14 protein-coding genes are annotated in these 12,635 nt (G+C 56.1%); all 14 read right to left on the bottom strand.

From position 1 onward, the window contains the following. Positions 1-32 precede the first annotated feature (32 nt). The 14 genes from LG383_RS05625 to cheR all read right to left on the bottom strand — a co-directional run bounded on the left by LG383_RS05625 (position 33) and on the right by cheR (position 12,628). Positions 33-323, bottom strand: coding sequence for a hypothetical protein (locus tag LG383_RS05625; RefSeq protein WP_106993342.1), 291 nt, complete (start codon positions 321-323; stop codon positions 33-35). A gap of 219 nt (positions 324-542) precedes the next feature. Further along, positions 543-1,682, bottom strand: a complete 1,140-nt coding sequence (locus tag LG383_RS05620; protein ID WP_106993343.1) for a glycoside hydrolase family 105 protein — start codon at positions 1,680-1,682, stop codon at positions 543-545. Between the two features lie 4 nt (positions 1,683-1,686). After that, the gene (locus LG383_RS05615) at positions 1,687-3,270 is read right to left on the bottom strand and encodes an MFS transporter (protein ID WP_225758528.1); all 1,584 of its coding nucleotides are present in this window, start codon (positions 3,268-3,270) and stop codon (positions 1,687-1,689) included. Positions 3,271-3,526: 256 nt separating this feature from the next. Further along, complete coding sequence (locus tag LG383_RS05610) at positions 3,527-4,042, bottom strand: DUF805 domain-containing protein (RefSeq protein ID WP_225758527.1); 516 nt, start codon at positions 4,040-4,042, stop codon at positions 3,527-3,529. A gap of 44 nt (positions 4,043-4,086) precedes the next feature. Next, positions 4,087-4,518, bottom strand: coding sequence for a hypothetical protein (locus LG383_RS05605; protein WP_225758526.1), 432 nt, complete (start codon positions 4,516-4,518; stop codon positions 4,087-4,089). A gap of 207 nt (positions 4,519-4,725) precedes the next feature. Beyond that, the gene (locus tag LG383_RS05600) at positions 4,726-5,118 is read right to left on the bottom strand and encodes a flagellar protein FlhE (RefSeq protein ID WP_225758525.1); all 393 of its coding nucleotides are present in this window, start codon (positions 5,116-5,118) and stop codon (positions 4,726-4,728) included. Continuing rightward, on the bottom strand, positions 5,118-7,196 hold the full coding sequence (flhA, locus tag LG383_RS05595) for a flagellar biosynthesis protein FlhA (protein ID WP_106993346.1): 2,079 nt from the start codon (positions 7,194-7,196) through the stop codon (positions 5,118-5,120). Before flhA ends, LG383_RS05600 begins: the two co-directional genes overlap by 1 nt. Beyond that, positions 7,189-8,337: a flagellar biosynthesis protein FlhB gene (gene flhB, locus LG383_RS05590; RefSeq protein ID WP_106993563.1), complete on the bottom strand. Its 1,149-nt coding sequence runs from the start codon at positions 8,335-8,337 to the stop codon at positions 7,189-7,191. Before flhB ends, flhA begins: the two co-directional genes overlap by 8 nt. Before the next feature lie 131 nt (positions 8,338-8,468). Further along, positions 8,469-9,032: an AlpA family transcriptional regulator gene (locus tag LG383_RS05585; protein ID WP_225758524.1), complete on the bottom strand. Its 564-nt coding sequence runs from the start codon at positions 9,030-9,032 to the stop codon at positions 8,469-8,471. A gap of 77 nt (positions 9,033-9,109) precedes the next feature. Then, entirely contained in the window at positions 9,110-9,334 is a 225-nt protein-coding gene (locus LG383_RS05580) for a hypothetical protein (RefSeq protein WP_106993347.1), read from the bottom strand. 317 nt (positions 9,335-9,651) lie between these two features. Beyond that, positions 9,652-10,296, bottom strand: a complete 645-nt coding sequence (gene cheZ / locus LG383_RS05575) for a protein phosphatase CheZ (RefSeq protein ID WP_106993348.1) — start codon at positions 10,294-10,296, stop codon at positions 9,652-9,654. Between the two features lie 10 nt (positions 10,297-10,306). Continuing rightward, positions 10,307-10,696 (bottom strand): chemotaxis response regulator CheY, encoded by a 390-nt coding sequence (gene cheY / locus LG383_RS05570; RefSeq protein ID WP_032611971.1) that lies wholly within the window; start codon positions 10,694-10,696, stop codon positions 10,307-10,309. Positions 10,697-10,712: 16 nt separating this feature from the next. Further along, on the bottom strand, positions 10,713-11,762 hold the full coding sequence (locus LG383_RS05565) for a chemotaxis response regulator protein-glutamate methylesterase (protein ID WP_106993349.1): 1,050 nt from the start codon (positions 11,760-11,762) through the stop codon (positions 10,713-10,715). Further along, the gene (gene cheR / locus LG383_RS05560) at positions 11,759-12,628 is read right to left on the bottom strand and encodes a protein-glutamate O-methyltransferase CheR (RefSeq protein WP_106993350.1); all 870 of its coding nucleotides are present in this window, start codon (positions 12,626-12,628) and stop codon (positions 11,759-11,761) included. Before cheR ends, LG383_RS05565 begins: the two co-directional genes overlap by 4 nt. Positions 12,629-12,635: the final 7 nt, after the last annotated feature.

The raw sequence follows: 12,635 nt of genomic DNA, 5'->3' as shown, positions 1-12,635 counted from the left end.
AAAGCCACAGAGGTAAAATAACGCACCGGCGTTTAAATGGCAGAGATTTGGGAAATGGAAATGTGATTATCCGGCGTGAGGTAAATGACCACCTTGACCAGCGTCGGCGCTACCGGATGAGGGACTACCAACCGACACTCCGCGATGTACGCATGCTGGATGCCTGCCACAACCTGACTGCCGATGTAGAGCAGCGGGGTATACGTGGCGCCAGTAAAGTTGCGAAATGCGGTCTCGAATAGTGACATTTGTTCGGCCGACATGCCTGACAGGTTTTTATTTACTTTAACATCTATTTCCCAGCCACCGGGTACCATGTTCATAAATATGCATCCTTGTATTTTTGCGAAAGAACAATTTCTGCCGCAAAATAAAAATACGCCTGACCGGAAAAATATATTGCGGGCTGACTCACAAATTATAACGAATGGTGTAGTTTATTTACTCATTTACTGCATGTGTATATTTAAATTAATTATTCAGAAATAATATAAATAAAAAAACCGCCCCCACGTTTGAAGGAGCGGTTTCTAATACGCTAATCAGAAATATTTGCGTAAATATTCTGTCAGACAGAGGATCGCCATCGCCTGACCATACGGCATCGAGGTTAACGGGATCTGGCGATAGAACTCCAGATCGCTGCCCATCCCGGTTCCGAACGAGGTTTGCAGCAGTTCACCTTCAGGAGAGATATTCTTCACAATCCCGCGAATGGCTTTCTCGGCCACCTCTGCATACTCCGCTCCCACATAGCGCTTACGCACTGCTTTCAGGATCCCGTAGCTGAATCCTGCGGTAGCGGAGGCCTCCAGATAGGAGTTCGGGTCATCGAGTAACGTGTGCCACAGGCCGCTTTCGTCCTGGCACTTCGCCAGGGCGGCAATCTGCGCATTCAGCACCTGCACCAGATAACGGCGCACGGCGTTGTTTTCCGGCAGATCCACCAGCTCGAGGAAGTCGGGGATAACGATCGTCAGCCAGCTGTTGCCGCGCGCCCAGCGGGCGTTGGCGAAGTTGTGCTGACCGTCGTAGTTCCAGCCGTGGAACCACAACCCGGTCTCCCGATCCATCAGGTTTTGCACGTGCAGCAGGAACTGATACACCGCCTCTTCCACGTACTCAGGCTTATTAAGCAGTTTGCCAATCTTCGCCAGCGGCAGGACGGTCATCATGAGGGTGTCGTCCCACATCTGCTGATGGTTCTCTTCCGCAAGGGTGATGTGCTGCATGCCGCCATGATCGGTGCGCGGCATCTCAACCATCGCCCACTCGGCCCAGCTCTCCAGCCACGGCAGCCAGGCCGGGTTACGCGTCTCTTCATAACGATACGCGAGGGTCAAAAACGGCGACATGGTGTTGACGTTTTTGGTGGTGGCCCCTTCGGCAAAGCGCTCGGCAAACCAGCTGTCGATAATATCGCGCATCCCTTCATCCCCGGTCTGGCAGTAATACTGCCAGATACCGTAGAGACCGACTCCGTGGGTCCACTCCCAGCCCGCCCAGCCTTTGGTGTCGATCACCCGCCCGTCGTCCAGCCGCAGTAAAAACTCGCCGGTTTTATCGTGAATGTTCACCAGGTTATGCGTCACTTTCTGGATCAGCGCTTTCAGTTCATCTCTGGCGATAAAACGCTCGGGCTGACGCAGTAACGGGCTATGTTTGACAGGCCAAACCTTCATAATCTTAACCTCTGTTGTATGTCGAATTCAGTGGAGCACGTTCTTTCAGGGACGGTGCAGCAGGTTTATTGCGATTCAGATAGCCGATGTTGTTATTACCCCACAGGCAGTCGTATGGCATCCCGGCCAGCATTTCGACCGTGGCGCGGGCCTGCGGTGTGGCGGCCTCCGGCATCGCACGACCGGACTCACGCATTTTGGCCGTCTCTTCCCGCAGCGTGCTGTGCGTTTGTAAGTTCAGCTTAAAGCGCAGGGAGACCAGGAAGCCGCAGCACAGGACCAGGATGGTGCCGACGCTCAGGATCATCAGAATGGTGTGGCTCACTTCTTCTGGCTGCACTTTCTGCCCGCTGACAAAGCCGGACATTTGCATGACGATACCCACCAGCATGATGGCCCCCGCCTGCGACGCTTTACGGGTCAGGGTCATGATGCCGGCGAAGATGCCCTCGCGACGCTGACCGGTGATGACTTCATCGACGTCAGCGATGTAGGTGTAGGTGTTCCACGGCACATAGTTGATCCCCCCGCGGCCCAGGCCCGCCAGAGCAGAAACCAGCAGCAGCAACGCGTAGATATCGCTCATGCCAGCATAATAAAGCCCGGCGTAGGACATTGAGGCCAGACCGAACAGCACGACTACCATGCGGTAGGACGGCGCCGGTCCAAAGCGGATGCACAGCGGGATCATGGCGATGACGGCAAGGAACTGGAAGATAGCCATGGTGCCCAGCAGGTTCGACGCCATCGACGCCTCCTGCATCAGCACAAAGACCACGTAGTAGGTGAAGACGGCGTTGAAGACGTCCTGGGCGATATAGCCCCCGAGGTACATCCCCAGATGCTGACGGAAAATTTTGATCCGCAGGGTGGAGCTTAACTCAACGAACAGACGGTTCAGGCTCTGGCCGAGGGTCAGTTTTTTCTTCTCTTCTTCGGCACGCAGCGCGGCTTCGGTCCACTCTTCACGCGGGCGCTCCCAGGTGAAGAACCAGACGAAGGTCAGCATCAGGGCGCACAGCACCGAGAACACCAGGCTGGCATAGAAGAAGGAGACGGCGTTGTCTTTCCCGAAGTGGGTTAACAGAATGCCCGGCAGGAACGAGGCCAGAATGGCTGACATCTGCGCCATGGAGATACGCGCGCCGGAGAATTTGGTTTTCTGTTTGAAATCGTCGGTCATTTCCGGCACCAGCGTTTCGTACGGTACCAGGATCATGGTGTAGACGATATCGAAGATCAGGTAGGTCAGAAGGTAGTACCAGAAGCCCATATCCCCGACCCACATCAGCGAGTAGCTGAAGACGCAGGGGATACCCAGCAGGATAAAGAACTTACGACGGCCAAAGCGTTTGCCCAGCCAGGTGGTACCAAAGTTATCGGTCAGGAAGCCCATCAGCGGACTGACGACGGCATCCAGCACCCTCGCCGCGGCAAAAATAAATGTCGCTTCAATCGGCGTAAGGCCACAGAAGGTGGTATAGAAATAGAGCAACCAGGCAGCCGTCAGCGCTGTGGTTCCCGCCCCGAGAAAATCGCCCGATCCGTAGGCCAGATAGTTTGCGAGTCCAATTTTACGTGTTTTCATTACCGTCGACCCTGTAAGTTTCAGATGACTCCCGGTTAGCCCGGAGGGAACGGGAGTGACTACAGGGTTACAGTAAGAGTATCCCTACGCGGATACCTTTCTGTTTCTGCCACCGCCGGACGGCAACTGGCAAAAATGCAAAGAGATTTACTACGCGCGTCACTCTTTTATAAAACAGCGTTTCTTTTGCTTCAAAAGACGGGGTCAATTATGCGAGCCAGTCATCAGAATGGACTGATAACTGGCGAAAAAGCGATCAGTCGACGTTCTCTGCCGCCGCTTTTGTCGGCAAACAGCATAGCCAGAGGAGATAAAGCGCCGCTATTAAACTGAGTATGATGCTGATGATCTTCATCACCTGCTCTGCGTGGTTTTCATCTACCAGGATAAGCATAACCTGATGAATACCGGTCAGAATGAGCGGCAGGATCAGCAAGTTCATCAGCAGCACCCCGCCAAACCACCAGCCTGATTTTCCGGCATCGTGCATCCTGCGGATGCCCAGCGAGACGACTGGCACGAGAAATATTACCGGAGCCAGCGCACTGAGGGGAAGCCAGACATACCAGGCCCAGACCAGCATCATCCCGCCCCGACTGGTACTATCAGCAACTGAAATGACCAAAAGGAAATAACTCAGCATCGCAATGAACAGAACAATCACTATATTCATCACTATGAATGACCAAAACTCTTTCCGTGTAGTTCGACCCTTATAGACAAAAGTCTTTTTCCAGCCCTCAAAATAACAATCCTTGATGCCTTTGTTCATATGTTCATCCTTTTACAATCCCTGTCCCTGACGTTATTAAAGAATCACTTATTGCGTTTTTTTGAGAGTATCAATGACCAGACCTTCAGCGTCTCTGACGTTAGCAATAAAACGAGTGTCAGCCCTATACCTCCTGGGTTAATGCCTTTCAGGATCCACGGCAAAAAGGAGAGTGAGGGCACAACCAACAGCAAGCGCAAGGGGGTTTGCGCGGCCACCAGGTAGCCGACCTTATCCCATGCGATAAGGAGCAACACAGCGGAAAAAGCAAGGGAAATGGTTGTTATCATTGACAGGATAAATATTAAAATAAGCCAGTAACCGCCGCCCTGCTCTGTGTAAAGCTGATTAAAACTGAAAATATCATCAATTAAAGGAATACGAGCCTCGGCAATACTTTTCCAGACATAGGCTGCCAGATATATAATATCCATAACGCCCCAGAACATACACACTTGCCGAAAGCTTAATTTCATACCTGCTTCCTTTCCATTATTGCTATTCATCATTGATATGTATATATCACAGTATCTCATCGTGTAGCCTATATTCTCCGGAGGGTGACATCCAGGGATATTCTCTAAATAAGAACCGCGAGGGGCAGGAATAGCAGGAAGGAAAATAACAAAGCTTGATATATAACAACGCCGTTCAGTTCAGGCGAACCTAACGGCGTTGGGCGGTTAGCGGTAATTAACGATCACTTCGTTGCGTTGCACCTTCAGGGCGGGGATCAGACGACCGCCGCCGGGCACTTCCCAGATAAAGCGCAGCGGCTCAGCCGCCGGAACGCTGTTAAAGGCCTGCGTGGTGCCGCTGGCGCCGTCAAGTTCGGTGCAGCGTGTCTGAGAGCACAACCGCACCCGCAGACCGGCGGGGATCGGGCCGTTCAGCTCATAGCGCCAGGCCACCAGGGTCATCAAACCCGAGACCGGCTGCTTTGCCGACAGCGGGCGTGACGAGGCCGCCACGCCGCGATTGTTGAGGGTCAGGCCGATACTGCTGTCCTGCCAGGCCCCCTCGCCTGCGGCCTGCGCCATCACCGGCAGCGCCAGTAACCAGAGTAATTTACGCATCACTGGCCTCCAATGCTGGCGGTCATGCGAATGTGACGATTGTCCGACAGCTCCATATTCGACAGGACCACCAGCTGCGTCAGGCTGCGGCGCAGGAAGCGCGACAGCAGCGGACGCAGGGCGTGGTTCACCAGCAGCACCGGCGGCGCACCGAGCATCTCCTGACGCTGTAACGCCTCCTGGGTTTGCGCCAGCAGACGATCCGCCAGCCCCGGCTCCAGCCCGCCGCCGCCCTGCAGGGCCTGCAGCAGCAGACGTTCAAGCGGCGTATCGAGACCAATCACCTGCACTTCGCCGGTACCCGGGAACCACTGCTGGGTGATGGCGCGGCCCAGCGCCACGCGCACCACCGCCGTCAGCTCGTGCGGATCGCTTTGCAGCGGGGCATGCTCCGCCAGCGTTTCCAGGATGGTACGCATATCGCGGATCGGCACCTTCTCGTCGAGCAGGTTCTGCAGCACTTTGTGCAGCGTGGTCAGGGTCAGCACGCCCGGAACCAGATCTTCGGTAAGCTTCGGCATCTCCTGGGTCACGCGGTCCAGCAGCTGCTGCGCCTCCTGACGACCAAACAGCTCCGCCGAGAACTGGCCAATAATATGGTTGAGGTGGGTCGCCACCACGGTACTGGCTTCCACCACGGTATAGCCCTGGATCTGCGCCTGCTCTTTCAGGGCGCTTTCGATCCAGATGGCCGCCAGGCCAAAGGCCGGGTCGATAGTTTGTTCCCCCGGCAGCGTGCCTGCCGCGGTGCCCGGGTTAATCGCCAGCCAGCGCCCTGGATAGGCATCTCCGCTGCCAATTTCCACCCCTTTCATCAGGATGCGGTAGCGTGCCGGGGGCAGATCCATATTGTCACGGATATGCACCACCGGCGGCAGGAAGCCCATGTCCTGGGCGAATTTCTTACGGATACTGCGGATACGCCCCAGCAGTTCGCCGTCCTGTTGGGAGTCGACCATCGGGATCAGGCGATAGCCCACCTCCATCCCAAGGGAATCTTCCAGCTGAACGTCATTCCAGGTGGCTTCCACCGCCTGGGTGTTTTCTGGCATTTTAATCGGCGCAGGCTCGGCCTTCGGTTTGGTTTCGCGCCCGCGCAACCACCAGGCCAGCCCCAGCAGCGCACCGGTAAACAGCAGGAAGACGAAGTTTGGCATACCTGGTACCAGGCCCAGCAGCCCCAGTACCGCCGCCGACAGCATCAGCACGTTCGGGTTGGTAAACAGCTGGCTCACCATCTGCTCACCGACGTCCTGATCGGTGGCGACGCGGGTCACGATCACACCGGCCGCGGTGGAGATCACCAGCGCCGGGATCTGGGCGACCAGGCCATCACCGATGGTCAGCAGTGTATAGGTCTCTGCCGCATGACCCATGTCCATCCCGTGCTGCAGTACCCCCACCAGCAGGCCGCCGATCACGTTGATGACCATGATCAGAATACCGGCGATGGCATCCCCGCGAACGAACTTACTCGCACCGTCCATTGAGCCGTAGAAGTCCGCCTCCTGGGTCACTTCTGAACGGCGTTTTTTGGCTTCATCTTCCGCGATAATGCCGGCGTTCAGATCGGCGTCAATCGCCATCTGTTTGCCCGGCATCCCGTCCAGCACGAAACGTGCACCCACTTCGGCGATACGTCCCGCACCCTTGGTGATAACCATAAAGTTGATGATCACGAGGATGATGAACACCACGATACCGATGGCGAAGTTGCCGCCCACCAGGAAGTGACCGAAGGCCTCAACCACCTTACCTGCCGCCGCACCGCCGGTATGACCATCCATCAGGATGATACGGGTGGAGGCCACGTTCAGCGCCAGGCGCAACAGCGTGGTGAACAGCAGAATGGTCGGGAACGCGGCAAACTCGAGGGTACGCTGGGTGAACATCGCCACCAGCAGCACCATGATCGAGAGCGCGATGTTGAAGGTAAAAAGCAGGTCGAGGATGAATGCCGGAAGCGGCAATACCATCATCGACAAAATTAGCAGGATGAGGATCGGCCCGGCCATAATCTGCCATTGGGTCGATTTCAGGTTGCTCGGCAAGCGCAACATTGCCACCAGATTAGCCATCAGTGTCCTTCTCGTTCATAAAATCCAGCGCTGCAGGCACCGGGAGATTCTCAGGTTTGACAGGCCGTTGTCCACCAGCCAGACGCCAGCGTTTCAACTGCCACACCCATGCCAGCACTTCCGCCACAGCGGCATACAGCTGGCCTGGGATCTGTTGTCCAATTTCCGCATGGCGGTAGAGTGCACGCGCCAGCGGCGGGGCCTCCAGCATCGGAATACGGTTTTCATTACCAATTTCACGGATCCGCAGGGCAATCAGCCCTGCCCCTTTCGCCACCACCTTCGGCGCGCTCATTTTGTTTTCGTCATACTGCAGCGCAACGGAGTAGTGGGTCGGGTTGGTGACGATGACATCCGCCTTCGGCACATCTTCCATCATCCGGCGACGGGCGGCAGCACGCTGCATCTGGCGAATACGCCCTTTGACGTGCGGGTCGCCTTCCATCTGTTTGTATTCATCACGAATGTCCTGGCGGGACATGCGCAGCTTTTTAATGTGGCTGTAGATCTGGAAGAAGACGTCAAACCCCACCATCGGGATAATCGCCAGCACCACCAGCAGCGAGCAGAGCCCCACCAGGTTGAGCGCGTTGCTCATCGCGGTAAGGGGCGATTCGCTAATCAGGCGCATCATCTCCGGCCAGTTGTGCCAGATAAAAAATCCGGCCATGCTGCCCATCAGCGTGGCTTTCATCAGCGCTTTCAACAGTTCGGCGGCGGTCTGCGCCGAGAACATCCGGGCGATCCCGGGCAGCGGGTTGAGTTTGGAGAATTTAAACTGCAGCGATTTACCGCTAAACACCAGCCCGCCCAGCATCACCGGAGATATCAGCGCCACCAGCACCACCCCGACGATCAGCGGCAGCAGTGCGACCATCGCACTTTTGATCAGCAGGATAATCTGGCTGAGGATCAGGTTCGGGTCGTTAACCATGCTGTGATCAAAGCGCAACCCGGCCGAGAGCATGCCCGCCAGTCTGCGGGCAAGGGACTCCCCGCCGATCCAGATAATGCACACGCCCACCAATAAAATCAGCAGGGAGGTGAGTTCTCTGGATCGGGGTATCTGCCCTTCCTCACGCGCTTTATCAAGTCGGTGGGGTGTGGGGGCTTCTGTTTTGTCGTCGCTGTCTTCTGCCACGGCAAGCATCTCGCAGGTAGAGGTCTGGACGCTATGATGCCAAAGCCGCGGATGAACAATGGGCTAATTAGCGGCGATAAAAGGGCTGATTTAGGCCTTTCGGCGCAGTCAGGGTTATCGGAGGCGGTTATTCAGGCACATGCCGCCTGTTTGCGGCGGCGTGCCACCAGTGATGCGGCGAGAGCCTCAATTTCTTCAAAGTCTTTTGAGGCGCTGTTTCTGAGAACCAGGTTCCACTTACTAAGGAGACGCGCGTTAACCACCAGCTCGCTGTCCTGGTTTAAGCGGCCATTCGTTGATAGCCAATGAGCCACGTCGCCCCAGTCCCACAACGGAGACTGGCCTTTGATGCGCTGGATGGGGCAAGGAAAATCGCCGCTACCGCGGGTGCCGTCTTTCAACATGGCGATCGCCTGGCGCGACATGTGGGTCATTTCGGCTATGTCGCTCAAACCGACCAGGGCGGAGTCGACAGACTCTACGATAGCGCCGATGGCGGCTGATTCGATATTGTTTACCGCTGAGGAGATGGCTTCATCCAGGGAGCCAGCTTCACGGTCAAACTCGATATAGACGGAGTTGCCATAAGCGCAGATCAGCGCATCTTCGCAGCCGCTTTCGTACAGCGCATCCTCCAGCCCTTCAGTCTCGTAAGTTACGCCTGAGAGGGTCAAAGTGAAGTTATAAAGCGCCATAATACCTCTTTGTTTTTCGTCAGAGATTTTCTCGTATTCGGTAAAGAGCAGCAGCAGCCACCCTTTACCGGGCAAAATCAAAGGCAGTGTTTTACGTTGCGAATAATTTGCATGGCATGGTTTTCAGCGTTTTTCGGCGTCGACCATACGCTCATTTGGTGATCCCGATGTTCACCTTCTGGATTACCACAGCGTAACCTGCAGAAACAGTGCGCTGAATGACCGGGAGGAACCCAAACCCAACCTTTCCTCAGGGCATATTCAATTGCCTCCTGAATATGCTTGTTCGGATGTTTCTTCATTCGCCTCCGTTGCCAGGATCCTATTACGAGTGTTGACATGTGTCAACGGTGATTTTTATCACGCGTACATGTCGCTACCCTCCCGTCGCATGCTGTCTACGGCCAGCAGCAGACCCTGCTGAGACTATCAGAATGGCTGAATGTGAAATAACGGAAGTCGTGACAGATTGCTGATTCTGGAAGGATTATCGTAAAAGGGATGAAACAGATGCATAAAGAAAAATGCCACCTTTGCAGGTGGCATTTCTGCCGGGTGGCGCTGCGCTTACCCGGCCTGGAACACCGTAGGCCTGTGCAAGCGAAGCGCCGCCAGGCTATCAGAAGCCTAAGCTGTCCAGCAGGTCGTCGACCTGATCCTGGCTTGCCACGACACCGGCTTTGGTGGTGTCGAGTTGCGGGCCATTCAGCAGGCTTTCGTTTTCGCGCTGCGGACGCGCGGAAGGTTCCGGCATGTTCTCCAGCAGCACCATCAACAGCTGACGCTCGATCTCCTGGATCACGTCCATCATGCGCTTGATCACCTGACCGGTAAGGTCCTGGAAATCCTGCGCCATCATGATATCCAGCAGCTGCGCGTTGGTGAAGCTGGTATGGCCCGGTACGTCGCCGAGGTACTGGCGGGTATCGGTAACCAGTTCGCGGGCATCGGACAGTTCGATAGGGTTCTCGAACCACTCGTCCCAGCGTTTGGTCAGCGCTTTCGCGCCCTTTTCCATCTCATCCTGATGTGGCTGCGACGCTTCAACACTGTTCAGCGCACGCTCTGCCGCCTGGGCAGTCATTTGCACAACATAGTCAAGACGGTCGCGGGCATCGGGAATGGCTTCCGCCGCTTCCGCAATCGCCTGATCCAGTCCCAGCTCACGCAGGCTGTCGCGCAGCATGCGCGTCAGACTGCCGATCCGGGCAATTATATCGCCGGGTGAATGCTCATCCGTGGGTTTAATCAAAGGCTGCATCATCTCCCGTACCTCACATGCCGAGTTTCTCGAAGATCTTACCGAGTTTTTCTTCCAAAGTTGCAGCGGTGAATGGCTTCACCACATACCCGCTTGCGCCAGCCTGTGCCGCAGCAATAATGTTCTCTTTCTTTGCTTCGGCCGTCACCATCAGCACAGGCATAGAGGCCATCGCAGCATTCGCACGAATGGTTTTCAGCAGTTCCAGACCATCCATGTTTGGCATGTTCCAGTCGGAAATGACAAAACCAAAGCCGCCGGCATTCAGTTTGTTCAATGCATCGACACCGTCTTCCGCTTCTTCAACATTATTAAAACCCAGCTCTTTCAGCAGGTTGCGCACGATGCGACGCATGGTGGAAAAGTCATCCACAACCAAAAACTTGAGCTCTTTGTCCGCCATAAAACTACACTCCTCGTTAAATACGTATTGCCTGTCCGGCACTGATTTTTGCCAGCATCTGCTGACTAACCTGACTGAGATCGACCACTTCGCTGACGCCACCCATATTGATGGCCTCGCGCGGCATGCCGAACACTACACAACTTGCTTCATTCTGCGCGATGGTCCAGGCGCCAGCCTGGTGCATCGCAAGCATTCCGGCGGCGCCGTCGTTGCCCATCCCCGTCAGGATCACCCCAACGGCGTTGCGCCCCGCATGTTTCGCCACCGAATGAAACAGCACATCCACCGACGGACGGTGCCGGTTAACCGGCGGCCCGTCATGAATCTTGATTTGATAGTTCGCCCCGCTGCGCGCCAGCTCCATATGCTTGTCTCCCGGGGCGATATAGGCATGCCCCGGCAGAACGCGCTCGCCATCTTCCGCCTCTTTCACGCTGATCTGACACAGCTTGTTCAGACGCTCGGCGAAGGAGCGGGTAAAGCCAGGCGGCATGTGCTGGGTAATCAGAATACCGGGGCTTGAGAGCGGCAATGGCTGGAGTACATGGCGAATTGCCTCTGTTCCCCCGGTCGACGCGCCGATCACCAGCAGTTTTTCCGAGCTCAACAGCGGGCCCGCTTTCAGGGTGACGGGTGCGGCCATCGGCTTGTGCATGGCCACCCGCGCCCTGGCGGCGGTACGAATTTTTTCCGCGATCATCTCGCTGTACGCCAGCATCCCCTCACGAATGCCGAGCTGCGGTTTGGTGACAAAATCCACCGCCCCCAGCTCCAGCGCCCGCAGGGTGATCTCGGAGCCTTTGCCGGTCAGGGAAGAGACCATCACCACCGGCATCGGACGCAGACGCATTAACTTCTCGAGGAAGTCGATGCCATCCATGCGCGGCATTTCGACATCGAGGGTCAGCACGTCGGGGTTATATTTTTTGATTAAATCCCGGGCTACCAGCGGATCGGGGGCCGTCGCCACCATCTCCATGTCGCTGTGGCTGTTGATAATTTCGGTCATGATCTGGCGCATTAACGCCGAATCATCAACTGACAAGACCCTGATTTTACTCATGCTTTATCCTTACTCAGCGCATATACCGTCTGCCCACGCAGGCTGAATTCGCGCACGAGATTGCTGAAATTCTCCGAGTGCCCGGCAAACAGTAAACCGTCCGGCTTGAGCAACGGTACAAAGCGGCGCAGGATCTCCTGCTGCGTCGTTTTGTCGAAATAGATCATCACATTACGGCAGAAAATGGCGTCAAAAGGGCCCGCCACGTTGTACTGCTTCTCCAGCAAATTGAGCATGGAGAACTCCACCGCATTCGCCAGTTCGCTACGCACCCGCACCAGCCCGTCGTGCGGACCGGTGCCGCGCATGAAGTAGCGCTGAAGCTGCTGCGGCGACAGGGTTTTCAGCTCGTCCTGACGATAGATACCGCTCTGCGCTTTTTGCAGCACTTCGGTATCGATGTCGCTGGCAAAGACCTTCCAGCGGCCCGGCGCGGTTCCCAGGGTATCGGCCAGGGTGATGGCGAGCGAATAAGGCTCCTCGCCGGTCGAGGCCGCCGCACTCCAGACGCGATACTCGCCGCCGCTGCGACGACGCGCATGGTCCGCCAGCACCGGGAAGTGGTGTGCTTCCCGGAAAAAGGCGGTCAGGTTAGTGGTCAGCGAGTTGATAAAAGCCTGCCACTCCGCGCTGTTCGGGTTCGCTTCCAGCATGCCGAGGTAGCGACCAAAATCATCCAGCTCGAGCGTCCGCAAGCGACGCACAAGACGGTTGTAGACCATGTCCCGCTTGTGATCGGCAAGCACGATCCCCGCGCGCTGGTAGATTAACTGACATATCCGACGGAAATGCGCATCGGACAGCGCGAGGCGCTGTGTCATCTGTAACAATAATGACGATTGCCCTGAGGGCAGTGGTGATGTCATAGCGCCT

Origin of the sequence: Leclercia sp. Marseille-Q4284 (assembly GCF_916618945.1) — a bacterium.
Classification (GTDB): domain Bacteria; phylum Pseudomonadota; class Gammaproteobacteria; order Enterobacterales; family Enterobacteriaceae; genus Enterobacter; species Enterobacter tamurae.
The sequence above is the reverse complement of the archived record's forward strand: the minus strand, read 5'-3'. Positions and strand labels throughout refer to the sequence as shown.